At 71.7% G+C, this 19,549-nt stretch carries 19 protein-coding genes and 1 tRNA gene; 9 read left to right on the forward strand and 11 right to left on the reverse strand.

All coding sequences use genetic code 11. From position 1 onward, the window contains the following. Nucleotide 1: 1 nt before the first annotated feature. Together purH and alr are read right to left on the reverse strand one after the other, a co-directional pair. Nucleotides 2–1,585 carry a bifunctional phosphoribosylaminoimidazolecarboxamide formyltransferase/IMP cyclohydrolase gene (gene purH, locus VIS07_03140; GenBank protein ID HEY8514490.1) on the reverse strand — a complete coding sequence of 528 codons (1,584 nt, stop codon included), beginning with the start codon at nucleotides 1,583–1,585 and terminating at the stop codon, nucleotides 2–4. Further along, a complete protein-coding gene (gene alr / locus VIS07_03145) occupies nucleotides 1,582–2,748 on the reverse strand; it encodes an alanine racemase (protein HEY8514491.1) in 1,167 nt (388 codons plus the stop codon). The genes purH and alr overlap by 4 nt, the downstream gene beginning before the upstream one ends. A gap of 117 nt (nucleotides 2,749–2,865) precedes the next feature. Here alr and thiS point away from each other — a divergent pair, with 117 nt between their 5' ends. The 4 genes from thiS (at nucleotide 2,866) to dksA (ending at nucleotide 4,955) form a co-directional block, all read left to right on the forward strand. Then, nucleotides 2,866–3,066: a sulfur carrier protein ThiS gene (gene thiS, locus VIS07_03150; GenBank protein HEY8514492.1), complete on the forward strand. Its 201-nt coding sequence runs from the start codon at nucleotides 2,866–2,868 to the stop codon at nucleotides 3,064–3,066. 21 nt (nucleotides 3,067–3,087) lie between these two features. After that, entirely contained in the window at nucleotides 3,088–3,861 is a 774-nt protein-coding gene (locus VIS07_03155; protein ID HEY8514493.1) for a thiazole synthase, read from the forward strand. 38 nt (nucleotides 3,862–3,899) lie between these two features. Beyond that, the gene (gene thiE / locus VIS07_03160; protein HEY8514494.1) at nucleotides 3,900–4,517 is read left to right on the forward strand and encodes a thiamine phosphate synthase; all 618 of its coding nucleotides are present in this window, start codon (nucleotides 3,900–3,902) and stop codon (nucleotides 4,515–4,517) included. A gap of 75 nt (nucleotides 4,518–4,592) precedes the next feature. Continuing rightward, nucleotides 4,593–4,955, forward strand: coding sequence for an RNA polymerase-binding protein DksA (gene dksA / locus VIS07_03165; GenBank protein ID HEY8514495.1), 363 nt, complete (start codon nucleotides 4,593–4,595; stop codon nucleotides 4,953–4,955). 43 nt (nucleotides 4,956–4,998) lie between these two features. Here dksA and VIS07_03170 read toward each other — a convergent pair whose 3' ends face one another. Beyond that, on the reverse strand, nucleotides 4,999–5,469 hold the full coding sequence (locus VIS07_03170) for a hypothetical protein (protein ID HEY8514496.1): 471 nt from the start codon (nucleotides 5,467–5,469) through the stop codon (nucleotides 4,999–5,001). Nucleotides 5,470–5,767: 298 nt separating this feature from the next. Between VIS07_03170 and VIS07_03175 the strand changes: the two genes are divergently transcribed. From VIS07_03175 to VIS07_03185, 3 genes are all read left to right on the forward strand, one after another. Beyond that, nucleotides 5,768–5,840, forward strand: a tRNA-Ala gene (locus VIS07_03175). Nucleotides 5,841–5,944: 104 nt separating this feature from the next. Continuing rightward, nucleotides 5,945–6,739, forward strand: coding sequence for a dienelactone hydrolase family protein (locus VIS07_03180; protein ID HEY8514497.1), 795 nt, complete (start codon nucleotides 5,945–5,947; stop codon nucleotides 6,737–6,739). Nucleotides 6,740–6,771: 32 nt separating this feature from the next. Continuing rightward, the gene (locus VIS07_03185) at nucleotides 6,772–7,473 is read left to right on the forward strand and encodes an EthD domain-containing protein (GenBank protein ID HEY8514498.1); all 702 of its coding nucleotides are present in this window, start codon (nucleotides 6,772–6,774) and stop codon (nucleotides 7,471–7,473) included. Between the two features lie 67 nt (nucleotides 7,474–7,540). Here VIS07_03185 and VIS07_03190 read toward each other — a convergent pair whose 3' ends face one another. After that, nucleotides 7,541–8,338: an SDR family NAD(P)-dependent oxidoreductase gene (locus VIS07_03190; GenBank protein ID HEY8514499.1), complete on the reverse strand. Its 798-nt coding sequence runs from the start codon at nucleotides 8,336–8,338 to the stop codon at nucleotides 7,541–7,543. A 76-nt stretch (nucleotides 8,339–8,414) separates the two neighbouring features. Beyond that, nucleotides 8,415–9,812, reverse strand: coding sequence for a C1 family peptidase (locus VIS07_03195; GenBank protein HEY8514500.1), 1,398 nt, complete (start codon nucleotides 9,810–9,812; stop codon nucleotides 8,415–8,417). A 197-nt stretch (nucleotides 9,813–10,009) separates the two neighbouring features. Between VIS07_03195 and VIS07_03200 the strand changes: the two genes are divergently transcribed. Continuing rightward, complete coding sequence (locus VIS07_03200; GenBank protein HEY8514501.1) at nucleotides 10,010–10,477, forward strand: hypothetical protein; 468 nt, start codon at nucleotides 10,010–10,012, stop codon at nucleotides 10,475–10,477. A gap of 205 nt (nucleotides 10,478–10,682) precedes the next feature. On the opposite strand, the gene VIS07_03205 is transcribed toward VIS07_03200, so the two are convergent. The 4 genes from VIS07_03205 to VIS07_03220 all read right to left on the reverse strand — a co-directional run bounded on the left by VIS07_03205 (nucleotide 10,683) and on the right by VIS07_03220 (nucleotide 15,995). After that, entirely contained in the window at nucleotides 10,683–11,648 is a 966-nt protein-coding gene (locus VIS07_03205; protein HEY8514502.1) for an alpha/beta hydrolase, read from the reverse strand. Nucleotides 11,649–11,790: 142 nt separating this feature from the next. Beyond that, nucleotides 11,791–13,062, reverse strand: a complete 1,272-nt coding sequence (locus VIS07_03210; GenBank protein HEY8514503.1) for a trypsin-like serine protease — start codon at nucleotides 13,060–13,062, stop codon at nucleotides 11,791–11,793. Nucleotides 13,063–13,150: 88 nt separating this feature from the next. Further along, entirely contained in the window at nucleotides 13,151–14,101 is a 951-nt protein-coding gene (locus tag VIS07_03215; GenBank protein HEY8514504.1) for a PHB depolymerase family esterase, read from the reverse strand. A gap of 130 nt (nucleotides 14,102–14,231) precedes the next feature. After that, nucleotides 14,232–15,995, reverse strand: a complete 1,764-nt coding sequence (locus tag VIS07_03220; protein HEY8514505.1) for an AMP-binding protein — start codon at nucleotides 15,993–15,995, stop codon at nucleotides 14,232–14,234. 140 nt (nucleotides 15,996–16,135) lie between these two features. Between VIS07_03220 and VIS07_03225 the strand changes: the two genes are divergently transcribed. Beyond that, a complete protein-coding gene (locus VIS07_03225; GenBank protein HEY8514506.1) occupies nucleotides 16,136–16,429 on the forward strand; it encodes a hypothetical protein in 294 nt (97 codons plus the stop codon). A 45-nt stretch (nucleotides 16,430–16,474) separates the two neighbouring features. Here VIS07_03225 and VIS07_03230 read toward each other — a convergent pair whose 3' ends face one another. Together VIS07_03230 and VIS07_03235 are read right to left on the reverse strand one after the other, a co-directional pair. Further along, nucleotides 16,475–18,862, reverse strand: a complete 2,388-nt coding sequence (locus tag VIS07_03230) for a TonB-dependent receptor plug domain-containing protein (protein ID HEY8514507.1) — start codon at nucleotides 18,860–18,862, stop codon at nucleotides 16,475–16,477. Between the two features lie 121 nt (nucleotides 18,863–18,983). Further along, a complete protein-coding gene (locus VIS07_03235) occupies nucleotides 18,984–19,424 on the reverse strand; it encodes a hypothetical protein (protein ID HEY8514508.1) in 441 nt (146 codons plus the stop codon). Between the last annotated feature and the right edge of the window lie 125 nt (nucleotides 19,425–19,549).

Below are 19,549 nucleotides of genomic sequence, written 5' to 3' on the forward strand. Positions count from 1 at the left end.
CTCAGTGCCGGAAGTGGCGGACGCCGGTCAGCACCATCGCCGCGCCGCGCGCGTCGGCCGCCGCGATGGCTTCCTCGTCGCGCACGCTGCCGCCGGGCTGCACGATCGCGGTCGCGCCGGCGTCCAGCGCGTGCTGCACGCCATCGGGGAAGGGGAAGAACGCGTCGCTCGCGAGCGCCGCGCCGGCGAGCGAGATCCCTTGCCGACGCGCCTTCTCGATCGCGATCTGCACGGCGTCGACGCGCGACGTCTGGCCGCCGCCGATGCCGAGCGTGCGGTCGGGGCCGGCGAAGACGATCGCGTTCGATTTCACGTGCTTGACGACGCGCCAGCCGAAGTCCATCGCCGCGAGCTCGTCCGTGGTCGGCGCGCGGCGCGTTGCGACCTTCGCCTCGCGCACGTTCTCGATCGCGGTGTCGGCGTCCTGCACGAGCATGCCGCCGACCACCTTGCGCAGCTCGACCTCGCCCTGCGGCATGCGGTCGCGGTGCCAGCGCATGAGGCGGCGGTTCTTCTTCTTGCGCAGCAGCTCGAGCGCGTCCGGCGTGAAGTCGGGCGCGATCAGCACCTCGCTGAAGATCTCGTCGACCGCCTGCGCGAGCGGCAGGTCCCAAGTGCGATTCGTGATCAGGATGCCGCCAAACGGCGACTCCGGGTCGGTCGCGAACGCCTTCTGGTAGGCCTCGAGCGGGGTCGCGCCCGCGCCGACGCCGCACGGCGTGTTGTGCTTGAGGATCGCCAGCACCGCGCGCGGGTCGTCGGCGAAGTCCATCATCAGGCGCAGCGCCGAGTCGATGTCGACGATGTTGTTGTACGACAGCTCCTTGCCGTGGAGCTGCTCGAAGACGTCGAGGAAGCGCCCGTAGAGTGCGGCGTGCTGGTGCGGGTTCTCGCCGTAGCGCAGGTGCGCCTGGCGCACGAGCGGCACGTGCAGCGTCTCGCCGAAGGGCTCCTCCGCGGTGCACTCGAGGCGACCGAGGTAGTCGGCGATCATGCCGTCGTAGGCCGCGGTGGCGCGGAACACCTTGCGCGCGAGCCGGGCGCGCGTCTCGAGCGTGGTCGCGCCGCCGTTGCGCTGCATCTCCTCGAGGACGACGCCGTAGTCGGCGGGATCGACGAGCACGGTGACCGCGGCGTAGTTCTTCGCCGCCGAGCGCAGCATCGACGGACCGCCGATGTCGATGTTCTCGATCGCCTCCTCGAGCGAGCAACCGCGCGCCGTGACCTGCGCGAACGGGTAGAGGTTCACGCACACGAGGTCGATCGGCGGGATGTCGTGCTCGCGCATCGCGGCGAGGTGCTCGGGCAGGTCGCGCCTGCCGAGGAGTCCGCCGTGGATCTTCGGGTGCAGCGTCTTGACGCGGCCGTCGAGCATCTCCGGGAAGCCCGTGTGCTCGGAGACCTCCTTCACCGGAAGCCCGGCGTCGCGGATCGCCTTCGCCGTGCCGCCGGTCGACAGCAGCTCGACGCCGTGTGCCGCGAGCCCGCGTGCGAGCTCGACCAGGCCGGTCTTGTCGCTCACCGACAGCAGGGCGCGCTTGATCGCGCCCCCTTCCGCACGGCTGCCGCTCTGGGTCGCGCTCATGGTTCCCCGATCCTCCCTCTCTGGTCGCTGCTGGATGCGTAGGCTCGCGGCGTCCTCGAGCTGACGCCGGCAAGTAGCTCGTAGCCGATCGTGCCCGCGCGCGCACCGAGCTCCATGACGTCGATCCGCTCGTTGCCGTCGCTGCCCCAGAGCGTCACCGTGTCGCCGACCGCGACGCCCGGGATGGCGGTGACGTCGACCGCCAGGTGCTCCATCGACACCGTCCCCACGACCGGGGCGCGCCGCCCGCGGATCAGCACCTCGCCGCGGTTCGACAGGGCGCGCGGGTAGCCGAGCGCGTAGCCGACCGGCAGGATCGCGAGCGTCGTCGGACGCTGCGCGGTGAAGGTCCAGCCGTAGCCCGCGCTGTCGCCGGGCGCGACCTGCTTCACCTGCGCGACGCGCGTGCGCAGGTGCATCACCGGACGCAGGTCGAGGCGGGACGCGAGCTGCGGGTGCGGCGCGCAGCCGTAGAGCAGGAGCCCGACGCGGACCATGTCGCAGTGTGCGCGCTCGTCGGCGAGGACGCCGGCGCTGTTCGCGAGGTGGCGGATCCGCGGACGGATGCCCGCCGCCTCGAGCCGCGCGCCGAGCCGCTCGAACTCCGCCACCTGGCGCGCGACGCTCGGGTGCCCGGGCTCGTCGGCGCACGCGAGGTGCGACAGGACACCCTCGACCTCGAGCGACGGCGCGTCGCGCAGCGCCGCCGCGAGCGGCTCGAGGTCGGCCTCCTGCGCGCCGATCCGGTGCATCCCGGTGTCGAGCTTGACGTGGACGCGCAGCCGGCGGTCCGGGCCCGTCGCCGCCGCGAGCGCGCGCACCGCGCGCGCGTCCCAGACCACCACCGCGAGCCCGAGGTCGGCCGCCTCGGCGGCCTCCTCCGGCGCGACGCCGCCGAGGACCAGCAGCGGGGTCGCGACCCCCGCCTCGCGCAGCTCGCGCGCCTCGTCGAGCGACGCGACCGCCATCTGCTCGATGCCGGCCGCCTCGAGTGCGCGCGCGACCGGCACCGCGCCGTGCCCGTAGGCGTTCGCCTTCACGACGCCGCAGATCGCGACACCGGGGCGCACGACGCGCCGCACCTCGGCGAGGTTGTGCACCAGCGCGTCGAGGTCGATGCAGCACACCGCCCTCGGCGCGTGCGCACGGTCGACGAGGTTCATGCGCATCGCAACGTACTGGGAAGCGACCGAAGCCGGCAAGGTCGCCCCGGCGCCGCGCGCGCTCGGCCGCAGACGCGGTTGTCAACGTGCATCCCGGCCACTATCGTCCCGGGAGCGATGGAGATCCGGCTGAACGGCGAGCTGCGCACCGTCGCCAACGGGATCTCGATCGCCGAGCTTCTCGAGTCCCTCGGCCTCGCCACGCGTCGTGTCGCGGTCGAGCGCAATCGCGACATCGTTCCGCGCGAGAGCTACGCCGAGACGCGGCTCGAGCCCGGCGACGTCGTCGAGGTGGTGCAGTTCGTCGGCGGCGGCTGAGCGGCCGTCAAGGAAGGAAAGTTGGAAGACACGTTCGTTCTCGGCGGGCGCACCTACCGCTCGCGGCTCATCGTCGGCACCGGCAAGTACAAGGACTTCGCCGAGACGCGGCGCGCGATCGACGCGAGCGGCGCGGAGATCGTCACCGTCGCCGTGCGGCGGGTGAACATCACCGATCCCGGCAAGGAGAACCTGCTCGACTACCTGCCGCTCGACAAGTTCACGATCCTGCCCAACACGGCCGGCTGCTACACCGCCGAGGAGGCGATCCGCACGGCGCGCCTCGCGCGCGAGGCGGGCGTCGGCAACCTGGTCAAGGTCGAGGTGATCGGCGACGAGAAGACGCTCTTCCCGGACGTGCCTGCGACCATCGAGGCGGCGCGCGTGCTGGTGAAGGAAGGCTTCGTCGTGCTGCCGTACATCACCGACGACCCGGTCGCCTGCAAGAAGCTCGAGGAGATCGGCTGCGCGGCCGTGATGCCGCTCGCGGCGCCGATCGGCTCGGGGCTCGGCATTCGCAACCCGTACAACCTCAAGATCATCATCGAGCAGAGCAAGGTGCCGGTGATCGTCGACGCGGGCGTGGGCTGCGCGTCGGACGCCGCGCGCGCGCTCGAGCTCGGCTGCGACGCGGTGCTGATGAACACGGCGATCGCCGGCGCTCAGGACCCGGTGCTGATGGCCGAGGCGATGCGGCTCGCGGTCGAGGCGGGGCGCAAGTCGTTCCTCGCCGGCCGCATCCCGCGCCGGCTGTACGCGTCGGCCTCGAGCCCGATCGAGGGGATGCTCGACTGAGCGGCTCGCGCGCGCTGCCGTTCGCGCCGCCGCTCTACCTGGTCAGCGATCGTCGGCGCTTTCCCGAGCCGCCGCCCGGCGAGCCGTTCTCGCCCGAGGAGTGGCGCGCGCTCGACGCGGCGATCGCGGCCGGGGTCGGGGCGGTGCAGCTCCGCGACAAGGACCTCGACGGCCGCCTGCTGTGCGCGCGCGCCGAGCGTCTGGTCGCGCGCTGCCGTGAGGCGGGCGTCGCGCTGCTGGTGAACGACCGCGTCGACGTCGCGCTCGCGGTCGGCGCGGACGGCGTCCAGCTTCCGGCGACCGGTCTGCCGACCGCCGCTGCTCGCGAGCTCCTCGGTCCCGATGCGATCATCGGCCGCTCGCTGCACGCGGCGGACGAGCTCGAGCAGGCGCGCGGCGCCGACTTCGTGGTCTTCGGCCCGGTCTGGGACACGCCGAGCAAGCGCGCCTTCGGTCCGCCGCAAGGCGTCGAGCGGCTCGCCGCGCTCGTTCGAGCCGCGTCGCTGCCGGTGATCGCGGTCGGCGGCGTGACGCCCGAGCGCGTCGCCGAGGTGCTACGCGCCGGCGCGGCCGGGGTGGCGGCGATCGGCGCGATCCTCGACGCCGACGATCCGGGCGACGTCGTGCGCCGCTTCCGCGACGCGCTTGCCGGCTGAAGGGACCGTCAGCTTTACTGCCCGGGAGGGCGCTGGTAGCATCCCCGGACGCACTCGAAAGGCCGCTCGTTTCCCATGAAGCCAGCCGATCTGCAGTACTTTCGCGAGTTGCTCGTCGCCCGCCGCACCGAGCTCCTGAACGAAGCGGAGCGCACCGCCCAGGACATGGGCGACGACGCCGAGGGGTTCCCCGACCCGACCGACCGCGGTGTGCTGGAAAGCGACCGCAACCTGCTGCTGCGCATCCGCGACCGCGAGCGCAAGCTGATCTCGAAGATCGACGAGGCGCTGAGCAGGATCGGCGACGGCAGCTTCGGTTACTGCGAGGAGTGCGGCGAGGAGATCTCGGTCGAGCGGCTGAAGGCGCGTCCGGTGACGACGCTGTGCATCGAGTGCAAGGCCGCGCAGGAAGAGCGCGAGCGCCTCGGCGCCCGCTGACGACCGTACCGCGCCGACGGCGCCGTCAGCTGACGGCGCGCCGTCAGCCGACGGCGCGCCGACGCTGCTCCTGCCCGCCGACCGCCCGCTGCCGCTGCTCGCGCCGCGCGACGGTGGCCTTCCGCGGCTCGTGGCCGCCGACCATGTGTCGCGTCCCGCCGACCCGCCGGATGCGGAACGGCACGACCTTCGAGCCGGTCGCGCGCTGACGCTCCCGCCAGCGTCGTAGACCCATGCGGATGTAGTCCGGGTCGAGCCCGAAGAGCTGGCAGATGGCGACGAAGGTGAAGGGCGAGCTGTCGTCCGAGGAGGCGAACCACTCGTCCGCCTCGCGGAAGATCTCCTGCCCGGTCGGGCTCGTCGACGAGGCGTAGAGCTGCCAGCAACGCACCGCGTCCTCGAGGACGGCGAACAGCAGCCGGTGCTCGGGGGGCCGGGCCTCGCTGCGCACCAGATCCTCGAACTGGACGGGGAGGATGGCCTCGTTCTCGAACGCGGAGCTTTCCTCTGGCACAAAATCGGACATGCGCCGCGTGCAGCGCAAACCGGATGCCAACCTTGCGGCGGGCCTGGCGCAAGGCAGGGCGGGGCCTGCGGCGCGACGGCCGGACGGCTCGACCACCGTCCTGCCGCCATCGGGGCAGACGCTGCCGGGATTTCGGCCAGACGACTCGGCGGCGCGGCCGGGATCTTTCACCACGGCCGGGGCTTGCCAACGCCGCATTCGGCCCCACCTTGAAGCGAGCGGGCACCGTCTGGTACGACGCTTCTGTCCGCATCCCAGGCTCCCGGCGACGGGAGCGACATTTCGTGGGGCAGTAGCTCAGCTGGGAGAGCACCACGTTCGCAATGTGGGGGTCGTGGGTTCGATTCCCATCTGCTCCATGACGAGAAGCCCTCGGGAAACCGAGGGCTTCTCTTTTTTGGGAAGCGTGCGGGGGGCTGCGTTCTCGACTTCCGCGCCCGTTGCGTGCAGTCTGCGCCCGCCCATGACCGAACGCATCAAGGAGCGCGACCCCCTCACCGACTTCGAGCGCCGCGACATCGAGCTGCTCGGCAAGAAGAAGCTGGTCTTCGTGTCGGGCTCGGGACCCGCTGTCATCGTCATGACAGAGATGCCCTGCATCTCGCCCGAGGTCGCCCGCTTCGCGCGCTGGGTGCGCGACGCCGGCTTCACGGTCTGGATGCCGAACCTGTTCGGCGACCCGGGGCGGCCGCCGACGCTCTTGCGCGGCATCGCGGGGATCGCGCGGGCGTGCATCAGCCGCGAGTTCAAGGCGTTCGCGTCCAACGAGTCGAGCCCGATCGTCGACTGGCTGCGCGCGCTCGCGGCGCACGCGTATCCGCTCTGCGGCGGCAAAGGCGTTGGCGCGATCGGCATGTGCTTCACCGGCAACTTCGCGCTCTCGATGATGCTCGAGCCGGCGATGCTCGCGCCGGTGCTGTCGCAGCCGTCGCTGCCGCTGAACAACCCCGCGGGGATGCACATCTCCCCGGACGAGCTCGCAGCCGTCAAGCAACGACTCGAGCGCGAGGACCTGACGGTGCTCGCCTACCGCTTCGCGGGCGACACCTTCTGCCGCGCCGAGCGCTTCGCGGCGTATCAGGCCGCGCTCGGCGACCGCTTCGTCGCCCGCGTGCTGCCGGATTCGGCGGCGAATCCGAACGCGCTGATGAAGACGCCGCACAGCGTGGTGACGGCGCACCTGATCGACCGCGACGGCGAGCCGACGCGTCAGGCGGTCGACGAGATCATCGGCTTCTTCCGCCAGCGTCTCGCTTGACGCGACCCGCGCCGCGGACCTACTGACGCGCGATGCGCAAGCTGATCTTCCTCTGCCACCGCAAGCCCGAGCTGACGCACGAGCGCTACACGGAGCACCTGCTGCGCAGCCACGTGCCGATCGCGCTGCGCCACCACCCGACGCTCAGGCGCTACGTGGTCAACGAGGTCACGCTCGGCCTCTTGCCGGGACCGAAGGAGCTCGACTCGATCGGCGAGCTGTCGTTCGCGACGCTCGACGACTACCGCGAGCGCCTCTACGACTCGCCCGAGGGCCGCAAGGTCGTCTCCGAAGACGTCGCGCAGTTCATCGGCGGCGCGGACGGCTACGCGTGCAGCGAGTACGTCCGCAAGGGCGCCGACCGTCCGGGACCGTACGAGAACGCCTCACCGGCGCCGACGCCCGGCGCGAAGCTCGTGCTCTGCCTCAAGCGCAAGCCCGACATGACGCACGAGGCGTTCGTCGAGCACTGGCTCGGCACGCACGCGAAGCTCGTCCTCGAGCACGGCGAGCGGCTCGCGAAGTACGTGCAGAACGTCGTCGACCAGAAGCTCTCGCCCGAGGCGGTCGACTACGACGGCTTCGCCGAGCTGCACTTCGCGAGCGAGGACGACTTCATGGCGCAGATGGCGAGCCACGCGCAGGGTCCGAACCCGGTGCAGGAGGACACCGCGAACTTCGTCGGCGAGATGGCGGTGTGGCGCGTGGTCGAGCACGTCGCCCGGATTCCCTGACGCGCGCGATTGGTCCTGAGGCGTCGCGCTGCGACGTCGCGGCGCCGCCGTCAGGACGCGCTCGCGCTCAGCCCTTGCAGGTGAGCCCGCCGTCGACCGGCAGCAGCACGCCGGTCACGTACTTGGATTCGTCCGAGGCGAGGTAGAGCGCGGCGTAGGCGACGTCCCAGGCCTCGCCCATGCGCTGCATCGGTACCGCCTGCTCGCGCGCGCGCACGAGCTTGTCGCGGTCGATGCCGTAGACCCGCACCACCTCGTCGACCGCCATCGGCGTGTGGATCAGCCCCGGCAGGATCGCGTTCGCGCGGATGCCCTTGGCGGCGTACTGCATCGCGATCGTCCGCGTGAGCGCGTTCACGCCGGCCTTCGACGTGTTGTAGGACAGCATCGGGATCGGCGAGCAGCGGATCGAGGCGAGCGACGAGACGTTGATGATCGAGCCGCTGCCCTGACGCTCCATGTGCGGCAGCACGTGCTTGCACGTCAGGAACATCGACTTGAGATTGACGTCGATGACGCGGTCCCAATCTTCCTCCGAGAGCTCGACCGGACCGCCGAACACGCCGATGCCGACGTTGTTGTGCAGCACGTCGATGCGGCCGTAGGCGCGGATCGACTCCTCGGCGATGCGCGCGCAGTCCTCGCTGCGCGAGACGTCGGCGACGACCACGGTCGCGCGGCCGCCCTCGGCGGCGATCGCGCGCTCGGTGTCGCGCGCCGCTTCCTCGTTGCGGTCGACGACCACGACGGAGGCGCCCTCGCGCGCGAACAGCAGCGCCGTCGCCTTGCCGTTGCCGAGCGTTTCGCCCGGCGTCTGCCCGCCGCCGACGACGATCGCCACCTTGTCGCGCAGTCTTCCGCTCATCCGGGCTTCCGTCGCCGAGCGGGCTTTGCTTGTCAAACGCCGACGCGCCGCCGTGCGACGCGTCGGCGTCGCTCTTTCAGCGCGTCAGGCTCGCCGGGCCGCGGTTGGTACCGGTGACGTCGTCGCCCGGAGGCGCGGGCGACAGCGACTCGTCCTCGACCAGCGCCACCTGCGCGGCACCGTCGAAGACGCGCTGCTCGCCCGCGGACGTCCGTCCCGCGAGGCGCACGGCGTAGAGCCCGGGCTCGAACTGCTTGCCGTCGTGCCGCGTCACGTAGTGATAGCCGGCCTGGAACCCGTGGCCGCCGTACTCGTGCGTGATCGTCGTGCCGTCGGGCGCGGTGACGGTGATGGTGTCGAGCGACAGCGGCTCGGGCAGCGTGCTCGTGAAGACGAGGTGGACGGAGGTCGCGCCGTCACGCCGCTCGACCCACTGGAAGCCGCGCTCGACGGCGCTCGCGCTCGCCACGTCGCCGTCCTTGATCGGCTCGATGGGCGGAAACGCGATCGTGCCGGAGAGGTAGATCGCGGCGAACGTCGAGTACGACATCCACATGTAGCCGGCCTCGCCCCAGCCCGGGCCGAAGCTGTTCTGGATCTTGAGCGCGCCGCGCGCGTCGTCGTAGCCGACGATCGCGACGCCGTGCTGCGCGCAGCCGGTCTTCGTCCGCTGGCTCGGCATGCAGGCGATGCCGTTGTACATCGCGCACTTCGTGTCCGGCGGGCACTCGGTGAAGGCGGAGAACAAGCCGCCGACGTAGTCCGGGAAGCCGAACGGCACGACGATCGACATCTGCGCGACGTAGTGCTGCGCGATCCAGCTCTTGATCACGTCGAGCGTCTGATCGATCGGCTCCTTAGCGAACGCTTGCCAGCCACCGATCCTGAGATCGGTGCAGAAGGCCTGGTTGGTCGCACAGCTCTGATCGAGCTGGATGGCGTCCAGGCATTGGTCGCTGTCCGGCGGGCACTCGCACACCGGGTAGTACGGGATCGACTCGAGGCTCGGCGCGGTTTGCTTCACCAGGTAGTTGAGCGTGTAGGCCGGCGACGTGCCCACGCCGCACATCTCGTTCTCCTCGGCGAGCACCGTCATGTAGACGTAGGCCGCGCTCACCGTGTTGGCGATGTCCTTGATGTTCTTCTGGTTCGCCAGGTTCGCCGCGTACGAGCCCATCGCGTAGCCCGCGGACCAGACCTCGCACGAGCCCGGATAGCCCAGCTGCGCGGGCGTTCCCTGCGCCTGCACCGGCGGCAACCTGTCCTCGGGAATGACCGACGTCGGCGGCAAGATGGAGCCGGGCCCGTCGTCGGCGAAGGCGGCGGCGGGCAGCGCCTTCGGGTAGGTCGCGAGCTCCTCGTCTGTGGGCGGCGTGCCGCCGAAATCGTCGAGCTCGTCCTGCGACGTGCTCTTGCCGTCGCTGCACGCGCTCACCGCCAGCAGCACGAGCAGCGCCAGGGTGGCGCGCAGCACACGTCGTCCATCGACCCCTGAGTGCATTCGATCCACGTAGGCTCCTTGCGTTCTTTCCCGGCCGCCATCCCCACTCGGGGTCGACCCGTGCCACGATGGTTTCGGCGCCGCAGGGTCGCGCGTAAAGCCGGAATCGTACGCGAGCGCGCGTTTTCTCGCGCCGCGCCCTGCCAGCGCCGCGGAAAGGAGCATCCCCGATGGCACGTTCCGCAGGAGTTGCGTTGCTCGGCGTCACGCTGACGCTGCTCGCTTCGTCGGTCGCGTGGGCGGCGTGGGCGCAGGAGATCTCACCGGCGCTCGGGCACAGCGCGCCCGCACCCGCGCCGCAGGAGCCGACGAGCGGCGCCACCGCCGCGCCCGTCGCGACGCCGACGCCGCCGCCCGCGGCGGTCGAGGAGATGATCGAGCGCGGCGCCTACCTCGCGCGGATCGGCGGCTGCAACGACTGCCACACGCCGCACGTGCGCGGTCCGCACGGTGTCGAGCCCGATGCGACGCGGCTCTTGTCGGGACACCCGCAAGATCTCGCGCTGCCGGCGCCGAAGCCGCCCGACGGTCCGTGGCGCATGCTGACGTCGGAGTCGCGCACCGCCTTCGCCGGACCGTGGGGCGTGAGCTACGCGCGCAACCTGACGCCCGACCGCGAAACCGGCATCGGCAGCTAGAGCGAGGAAACCTTCGTCGCGACGCTGCGCAGCGGCAAGCACGCGGGCGACGGACGCGCGCTGCTGCCGCCGATGCCGTGGCACAACGTCGCCCGTCTCACCGACGACGACCTACGCTCGCTGCATCGTTACTTGACGAGCATCCCGCCGGTGCGAAACCGCGTGCCCGATCCGGTGCCCGTGACGAGCGAGGGTGCCGCGTCCGTCAGCGACGCAGGAACTCGAGCAGCAGCGCGTTGACCTCCTCGGGACGCTCCTGCTGCGTCCAGTGTCCGCACTCCGGAATCAGCTCCGCCTTCACCAGGCCCGGGACGGTCGACTTCAGCGTCTCCGTCACGCCGGGCATCAGCGCGATGACGGGATCGCGCTGGCCGGCGATGAACAGCGCCGGCTGCTGGATGCGCGCGTCGCTCCAGGCCGCCGTCAGCTCCCACGAGAGGTCCGCGCAGCGGTACCAGCACAGCCCGCCGCGAAAGCCCGTGCGACGGAACTCGCCCACGTAGAACGCGAGATCGTCCTCGCCGAGCCACGCCGGCAGACGCTCGGGCTGCAAGAGGTGCTCGAGCATGCGTCCGGTCTTCGGTCCGCCCGCGAGCTTGAAGAGCTGATCTTGCGGCGCGTCGCCGGAGATCGAGTACAGGAACGCGCGCAGGAAGGTCTCGGTGTTGGCGTCGAGCTCCTCCTCGGCGCGGCCGGGCTCCTGGAAGTAGAGGAAGTAGAACCACTGGTCGCCGAACATCGCCTTCATGATCTGCGTCGGCGGCATCGGTGCGCGCGGCTGCCAGGGGACGCTGAGCCCCGCGACCTTGGTGAAGCGGTCGGGACGCAGCAGCGCCGCGTTCCACGCGACCGGCGCGCCCCAGTCGTGTCCGACGATCGTCGCCGTCTGCGCGCCGAGCGCGTCGAGCACGCCGACCATGTCGCCGACGTGGTGCAGCTGCGTGTAGGCGCGCTGGTCCTCCGGCCTGTCGGTCGAGCCGTAGCCGCGCATGTCGGGCGCGACCGCGTGGAAGCCCGCCGCGGCGAGCGCCGGCAGCTGGTGACGCCACGAGTACCAGCTCTCGGGGAAGCCGTGGCAGAGCAGCACGAGCGGCCCGTCTTCGGGCCCGCACTCGGCGAGGTGCATCTGGATGCCGTTGGTGGTGACGGTGCGATGGCGGATCTCGGTCATGGTGCGTCTTTCTCGCGGCGTGCTTGCGACGTGCGGCGGTGAATGGTCGCACGCCGTCGAACGGCCGCACGATGTCAGCCCGCGGCGCGCCCCGCAAACGTGCGCGCGCCCGCAAGCGCGCGCGCCTCGCGACGTCGCGCGGCTACGGCAGCGCGCCGGCGAGCTCCGGCGCCGAGGTCGCGTCGTCGTCGACGTCGTCCTCGTCCGCAGCCGCGGCTCGCATGCGCAGCCGCAGGAGCTCGTCGAGCGACGCGAGCGGGGCCGCGTCCTCGAGCTCGTCCTCGAGGAAGGGGAAGAACGCGTGGGCGGCGAGCTCGGCGCGCACCGCCTCGAGCCGTGCCGCGCGGCGCGCGGGCGGCGCGTCGAGGACCCGCTCCACAGCGAGCTCGAGCGCCGCACTCGGCACGACGAGCTCACCCGGCTCCGCGGCGCTCATGCAGACCGCGGGCGCGAATCCGATCGCGGCCGCGGCGAGCGGCGAGCGACACGCCTGATCCCACGTCGCGCCGATCGAGGACGCGCCGACCAGCGTGCCGGGCGGGCAGCCGTCGTGCGCGACCCAGGTGCCGTCGACGAAGTCGTGGCACGGCGTGATGTCGATGCCCGACGCCGCCTCGATCCAGTGCACGTACGGCGCGACCGACTCGACGAACGCGCCGGCGACGCCGGCGTTGGCGCCGTGGTGCAGGCCGACCAGCCGCCAGGTGCCGTCCGGCAGGCGCGCGAAGTACGGTCCGCCCGAGTCGCCGGCCATGAGCGCGGTGTTCTCGCTGCCGTCGCGCTGCAGCTCGAGCTTGGTCGGCGAGCCCGCGTAGTCGAGCTGACGGACGAGCTGCACCGCGACGTGACGCTTGACGCCGGCGTCGCACGGCTTGCCGCTGCCGTCGTCCTGCTCCGCGCAGCCGAAGCCGACCGCCGTCAGCCACGCGGTGTGGCCGACGACCTGCTGCGCGAGCCAGTCGCGCTCGCAGCCGATCGGCAGCATGGGCGGTACGATGGGCACGTCGGGCAGCGGCGCGGAGTCGTCGAGCAGGCAGAAGGCGAGGTCGACGCCCTCGTACATGTCCTCGCCGAGCAGGTTGCGCGCGAACTCGCCGTCGGGATGACGCACGCAGCGCGCGATGCGCGTGGCGAAGGCCGGCACCGCGATGTCCTCGCCGAAGAAGACGCGCGAGCGTCCCTCGCGCACGTCGTCGGTGCAGTGCGCCGCGGTGAGGATCATGCCGTGCCCGACGTAGACGCCGGTGCACTGCGCGGCGACGCTGACCACGGAGGGAAACTCGCAGGTCGCGCACTCGGTCGCGAGCGTCGCGTCGAGCGCGTGCGCACGCCGCGCAGGCGCCGGCACCAGGCCGAGCACCAGCAGCGTGAGGAGCACGACGCCGCGCCGGAGCGCGCTTCGGGACTTCACCACCGCGCTACTCCAACGTGCAGGAAGGAAATGCGCAAGCGCGCGCGACTGCGGACGTGCGCGAGCGTGCGCAGGAAGGAGCGCGCGTCCCTCAGTGGTCGGTGTACGGCCCGACGACGCAGCTGAAGCCCGGCGGCGGCTCGGTCAAGACGAAGTCGGCGGGATCCGAGCCCTTCGGGTGCGAGAGCAGCGTGCGCACGAGCCAGGACGTCATCGCGGTCGGCCAGATGTGCCCGTGCGAGCCCGTGCACGACACCGTGACGACGTTCGGCTGCGCCGCGTAGTACTGCGCCGCGAGCCGCGTCTCCGGATCGTAGTTCGCGATCGGATTGACGGGCGGCCAGACGTCGTTCGGCCCGCCCCAGATGACGATCTCGATCGACGGGTCCATGGTGATCGGCGAGCGCGGCGCGGCGAGGCCGTCGTACCAGTTGCCCGACGCCGGCACGCCGCCCGCGAAGAGGTCCGAGCTGAAGGTCATGATGCGGTTGGTGAACGAGCCGCCCGCGGAGATGCCGCCGACGTAGATGCGTCGCGCGTCGACCGGCCAGCGCGCCGCGATGCAGTGCACCATCGCCTCGACGAAGCGCACGTCCGGCCCCTCGTCGTCGCTCGGACCGCCGATCGTGCCGTCGTACCACGGCTCCCAGATGCGGCCGTCGCTGCCGATCTGCGCGCAGTTGGTGCGGTTCTGACTGCAGGTGCGCACCGGCGCGGCGACGATCCAGCCGTCGGCAGGAAGCTGGTCGAGACCCGACTGCGCCGCGAACGACAGCTCCTCCTGCACGGTGCCGGTGAGCGAGACGAAGAGCGGGCGCGGCGTGTCGAGCGCGCCCGCGTCGGGCAGCAGGACGTGGAACTGGCGCTGCGCGCCGTCCGACGGGAAGCCGTCGTTGAAGCCGGGCTGCGGCGTGAAGCCGGCGGGGCACGAGCCCACGAGCGCGGCGTCTTTGCCGCCGGACGACGAGGCGTCGCCGCAGCCCGCCGCGAGGACGGCGAGCGCAAGGACCATCGCGTAGCGGGAGAGCGCGTTCGGCCGCATCGCGCGCATCATCGCACGAGCGCCACGTGGCGCGCAGCGCCCGCGCGCGCGTCCGGTCGCGAGCGGGCGCCGTCCGGTCACGGCGGGCGTCGGCGCGGTACGCGCTCGCGCAGCAGCACCGCAGCTCGGCTCAGAGGCGCAGCTCGCCGCGCTCGAGCCGCTCGAGGTCGTCTGCGGTGAAGGGACGGTAGCGCTCGCCGTCGAGCACGTAGACCGGGTCCGACACCTGGCGCGGGTCGAAGCCCTCGCGCTTGAAGCGCGTCGTGACGTACTTGAAGCTCGCTGTCAGGTCCGGCGTCTGCAGGATGCGCAGGAACACCGGACGCGCCGCACGCGGCAGGTGCTGCGCGGCGTGCGCCGCGAGCAGATCGGTCGAGAACTCGTCGTCGACGATCAGCGCCGCCATGCCGGCGCGTCCCTCGTGGCCCGGCACCTGCACGCCGTAGACGATCGCCTCGCGCACGCCGACGGCGCGCGTCAGCACGTCGGCGACCTGCGCCGTCGACACGTTCTCGCCCTTCCAGCGGAAGGTGTCGCCGAGCCGGTCGGAGAACGATACCCACCCTCCCGGATGGGTCACGACTAGATCGCCGGTCGAGAACCAGTCGCTGCCGTCGCCGAACGCGTTGCGCAGGATCTTCTGCTCGGTCGCGGCCTCGTCGGTGTAGCCGTCGAAGCGCGTGAGCGGCGTGATGCGGCCGATCAGCATGCCGGGCTCGCCCTGCGGCGCGACGATCAGGTGTCCCTCGTCGTCGCGCAGCGGCTGCCCGGTCTCGGGATCGACGCGCACCACCGCCTGACCGATGCCGAGCCGTCCGATCATGCCCGGCTTGTTCTCGAGGTTGATCAGCGCGACGTTGCCCTCGGTCGCGCCGTAGTACTCGACGATCTGCGGGATGCCGAAGCGCGCCTGGAAGGCGACCCAGACGTCGTGTCGGAGCCCCGCGCCGTAGAACAGCCGCACGCGGTGGCGGCGCTCGTCCGGATGCGGCGGGCTGTTGAGCAGGAAGCGGCAGAGCTCGCCGATGTAGGGCACCGCGGTCGCGCCGAAGCGCACGCAGTCGCTCCAGAATTGGCTCGCGGAGAAGCCGTCGCGCAGCGCGAGCGTGGTCGTCGACGCGGCGACGTTGCCGAGCCCGCCCATCGCGCCGGTCGCGTGCGTGAGCGGCAGCGCGCAGTACACGACGTCGTCGGGACGCAGCGCGCAGATGGTGTACGCGAAGCCCAGCGACATCATCAGGTAGCGCCGGTTGGTGATGCGCGCCGCCTTCGGCAGCCCGGTGGTGCCGGAGGTGAACATGTACATCATCACCGCTTCCCACGGCTGGACGTGCGCCGCGCCCGGCGGAGCGGTCGAGACCTGGCCGAGCGCCGCGCGGTAGCCGTCGTCCCAGACGATGAGCTCCGCGTCGACGTCGCCCGCGCTGCGCACGTCGTCGACGGTGTGCGGTGCCGCGAGGATCCAGCGCGGACGCACGCTCGTGAGCGCGTGACGCAGCGGCTCGCCGCGCACGCCGGCGTGCGGCAGCGCGGTGATGACGCCGATCTTGTTGAGGCCGATCAGCGCGAAGACCGTCTCCGGCCGGTTGCCGAGGGCGAGCGCGACCACGTCGCCGCTGCGCGCGCCGCGGCCGAGGAACCAGTGCGCGACGCGGTTCGACACCTCGTCGACCTGCGCCCAGGTCCACCTGTGGTCCTCGAACAGCAGCGCAGGGTGCTGCGGCGCGCGCGCCGCGTTGCGCTCGACCATGGCGCCGAGCGAGCCCGGCTGACCGGGCAGCGCGAGCGCGCCGAGCGTCCGCAGCAGGCGCCCGACGAGCGTCGCGTTGGTCATCAGCGAGGAGAGGACGCCGTCCTCGCCGAGAAGCCCCGAAAGCCAACCACCAACCGCCATCTGCGACACTACGCCGTGCCGCGAGGGTGATTGCAACAGCGCAAGGGAGGGACGGCGCGGCTCTCGTCTCGCGGCCGCGATCGGCCGATGATGTGGGTGGCGCGCGGTCGCGGGCGTCGACCGCCGCGAGGAGGTGAGCGATGAAGGCGATCTCGGTGCTCGCGCTGGCTGTCGCGCTGGCGACGCCGTGCGCTCCGGCGTTCGCGCAGGGCGGCCCTGGTGGGAGCTGCCTCTACAACGGGCGCCGGTACGCCAACAGCGTCGCCGTCTGTCAGGCGGGCCAGGTGCAGGTGTGCGTCGGCGGCGAGTGGCAGACGCAGGGTCGGTTCTGCCAGGAACCCGATGGCACGATCCTGGGGGTTCCGATTCTCGGACCGGGCCAGGTCAACGTCGCCCCGGGCCCGCCGCCGATGCCGCCGGCCGAGGAGGATTGACGCCGGCGCCGCACACCCGCCCGCGCGAGCCGCGCGCGACCCGCGCTAGAAGAACACCTGGATCCCGCCGCGCACGGCGATCGGGTTGCCGGGCGTGAAGTGGATGTCCGACACGCCGTCGCCGGGGTCGAGGCCGGGCTTGGCGAGGCAGCCGGGCTGCTGGCCGATCTCGCTGCGCAGGCAGGTGTCGTCGGCGAACTGCGCCTCGCGCCAGTCGGCGTCGGTCAGGTTCAGCCCCGCGAGCATGAGCTGCACGTTGCGCCAGCGGTAGGTGACGAGCGCGTCCATCACGAAGTAGCCGGCGGCGGTGAGCGTCCGCTCCTCGTCCGCCGGACGGTCGCCGACGAAGCGGAAGCGCAGGCCCGCGGAGAAGCCGTTGTCCCAGCGCGCGGTGAGGCCGCCGTTCATCAGCAGCGTCGGCGCGAGCGGGATCGCGAGGCCGCTCGCGCGGAAGCGCGGATCGGCCCAGCCGAGGTCGTAGTCGAGCCACAGCCAGTCGGCGAGCTGCCAGCGCGCCTCGAAGTCGACGCCCCAGCGCCGGCTCGCGGGACCGGGGACGAAGTTGCCGGTCGGCTCGTCGATCTCGGCGTCGACCACGCCCGCGTCGCCCGAGAACACGAGCTCCGAGTCGAGGTCGAGCCACCAGAGCGCGGCCGCGAGGTCGAGCGTGTCGAGCAGCCGCGTGCGCGCGCCGAGCTCGGCGCCGATCGAGCGCGTCAGCGGATCGAAGCCCTGGCCCTTGGTCAGCACCGCGACGCGCGCGTCGTTCGAGTGAAAGCCGGTGCCGAAGTTGAGGTAGATGTCCGTGTGCGGCGCCGGGCTCAGGATCAGGTTCGCCTTCGGGCTCACGATCCCCGACTGCGTGCCGCCGTCGATGAACACCGACTCGAAGTTCGGATCCGGAGCTTGACGCGGCAGGCGGTCGCGGGTCGAGAACCAGAACTGGTCGCCGCGCACGCCGCCCTCGAAGCGCAGCCAGTCGGTGAAGATCACCTGCTGCGCGAGGAACGCCGACAGCGAGCTCTCGTCGACGTGCAGCTTGTTGACGGCGAAGAAGCGCTTGCGTCGTACTTGACGCCAGAGCGCGAGGTTGATCGAGTCGTTGCGGTTCTCGATCCCGAGCTGCGTCTGCATGCCGAGCGAGCCGAGCTCCCAGAGCCGCGCGTAGCGGGCCTTGAAGCCGTACGTCCAGCGCTGGTCGTCCTGCTCGATGCCGTCGCCGGGGACGTAGTTGGCGCCGGGGATCGGCGGCGCGTCACGGGTGTCGAGCACGCTGCCGTCGGGCTGCTCGATGAAGCGCAGCCCGGTGAAGCGGAAGAACGTGAAGTCCGACCACAGCGCGAGGCGGTAGCGGAAGCCGTACGCCTGCGCGTAGAGGTTGTCCTGCGGCGTGAGCGCGTTCTCGTAGGTCAGGTTGAGCGCCTCGTAGTCGGTCTTGCCGCCCTCGGTCGGATCGATCGCGCCGAAGCGGTCGAGGCGCGGTCCGGTGAACGGCTCGCCGTCCGGGTAGAAGCCGCGCACCGCGCGCAGCGGGATCTCGCCGGACGCGTCCCAGTCGGCGTCGTAGACGATCGCCGACGCGCGCAGCGTCGAGCGTGGCGTCGGCTCGAGCGTGTACTTCGCGAAGAAGTTGTACGCCCAGAAGTGCTGCGGGTTCAGGAACGGTCCGTTCGTCGTGTACGCCTGCGCGGCGAGGTAGGTCTTGCCGGGGCCGAGCTTCGGTGACGCCTGGGCGAGGAAGCGCGCGGTGTCGAACGACGCGCCCTCGAGCAGGATCGAGTTCTCCGCGACCTCGTCGCGCGTCTGCACCTCGAGCGCGCCCGCGTTCATGAAGTCGCCGAACTGGGCGAAGTACGGCCCCTTCCAGAGCTTCAGGTCGCGGATCGTCTCGGGGATGACGTAGTTCAGGTCGGCGTAGCCCTGACCGTGCGCGTGCGACACCAGGTTCACCGGCACGCCGTCGACGAAGAGCGCGAAGTCCGTGCCGTGGTCGGAGTCGAAGCCGCGGATCAGGTACTGCATCGCCTTGCCGCCGCCCTGATGCTGCGCGACGACGAGCCCGGGGACGTTCTGCAGCACCTCCTGCGTCGTCGCGTGCGGCCGCAGGTCGAAGTCGCGCGCGCGGATCTCCTGCGCCGACGCGGCGGACAGCGGCTTCGAGGCCTCGACGACGAGCTCCGCGAGCGAGGCGCGGCCGCCGTCTTCGGACAGCGTGAGCGCGTCGGCGTCGCGTTTCGTCGTCGTGCCGGTGTCGGGCGTCTGCGGGTCGGGACGTGCCTCGGCGGTCGCGACGCCGCTGGTCGCGGCCGTGGTGCTGCTGCTGGTCGTGGTCTTCGATGTGGTCGTGGATGTGCTTGACGCCGCAGCGTGCGCCGGGCTGAAGAGACACAGCACGGCGAGCGCGGCGACGGTCGCCTTGCGCCTTCCGAGCATGAACGAATCTCCGTCTGGTCGCGGCGAGCCCGCGCAGCGCCGCTGCATGCTGGGCCATGCGCGAGCCGCCGACGATCGAGCCGCGTGCGCGGCTCGGTGGTGATCAACCTTCGGTCGTCGTTCAGACGGTGGGAACGCGCGGTGGGGCGCGGGCGCAGAGGCGGAGCGGCGACGCCGCGGGGGCGCGCTCGGCGTCCGCGGGCTGCGGCGCCGGCGCCACGGTGCGAGCGTCGAGGGTCGCGTAGCGAGCGGCTTCGCTCGGCTGGAACGGCGACTGCCAGTGCGCGTGCGCGTCGCTCGAGGCGTCGGTCGAGACGAACGCGGGCCCGGCGTCGGCGGCGCGCGCGGTCGCGTCGGACCGGGGCTCGCCGTGGCCGTGGTGCCCGCCGTGCTCGTGGTGATGCTGCCCGGCGCCGTGCCGGTGATGGTGCGCGACGCTCTCCTCGAAGAGCCGCGTCCACTCGTCGTCCGGCTCGGCGCTGCGGTGTGTCGTGCCGTCCGTGTGGACGTGCCCCGGCGCGTCGGCGGCGTGCTCGTGGACGTACCACGACGGGCGCGGCACCGCGGCCGTCGCGAGGAAGGCGAGCAGCGCCGCGACGGCGAGCGTCGAGCGCGCGCGCAGGCTGTGCAGCGTCGTGTCCAGGGCACCCGCTCATAGCACATCCCGCCCGCGAGCGAAGCCTCGAC

The sequence above is a fragment of the Candidatus Binatia bacterium genome (assembly GCA_036563615.1).
Classification (GTDB): Bacteria; Desulfobacterota; Binatia; order UBA12015; family UBA12015; genus DATCMB01.

Coding starts and splice junctions, on each gene's coding strand:
- purH (HEY8514490.1), bottom strand. CDS start 1,585: ATGAGCGCGACCCAGAGCGGCAGCCGTGCGGAAGGGGGCGCGATCAAG.
- alr (HEY8514491.1), bottom strand. CDS start 2,748: ATGAACCTCGTCGACCGTGCGCACGCGCCGAGGGCGGTGTGCTGCATC.
- thiS (HEY8514492.1), top strand. CDS start 2,866: ATGGAGATCCGGCTGAACGGCGAGCTGCGCACCGTCGCCAACGGGATC.
- dksA (HEY8514495.1), top strand. CDS start 4,593: ATGAAGCCAGCCGATCTGCAGTACTTTCGCGAGTTGCTCGTCGCCCGC.
- VIS07_03180 (HEY8514497.1), top strand. CDS start 5,945: ATGACCGAACGCATCAAGGAGCGCGACCCCCTCACCGACTTCGAGCGC.
- VIS07_03185 (HEY8514498.1), top strand. CDS start 6,772: ATGCGCAAGCTGATCTTCCTCTGCCACCGCAAGCCCGAGCTGACGCAC.
- VIS07_03190 (HEY8514499.1), bottom strand. CDS start 8,338: ATGAGCGGAAGACTGCGCGACAAGGTGGCGATCGTCGTCGGCGGCGGG.
- VIS07_03200 (HEY8514501.1), top strand. CDS start 10,010: ATGGCACGTTCCGCAGGAGTTGCGTTGCTCGGCGTCACGCTGACGCTG.
- VIS07_03205 (HEY8514502.1), bottom strand. CDS start 11,648: ATGACCGAGATCCGCCATCGCACCGTCACCACCAACGGCATCCAGATG.
- VIS07_03215 (HEY8514504.1), bottom strand. CDS start 14,101: ATGCGGCCGAACGCGCTCTCCCGCTACGCGATGGTCCTTGCGCTCGCC.
- VIS07_03220 (HEY8514505.1), bottom strand. CDS start 15,995: ATGGCGGTTGGTGGTTGGCTTTCGGGGCTTCTCGGCGAGGACGGCGTC.
- VIS07_03225 (HEY8514506.1), top strand. CDS start 16,136: ATGAAGGCGATCTCGGTGCTCGCGCTGGCTGTCGCGCTGGCGACGCCG.
- VIS07_03230 (HEY8514507.1), bottom strand. CDS start 18,862: ATGCTCGGAAGGCGCAAGGCGACCGTCGCCGCGCTCGCCGTGCTGTGT.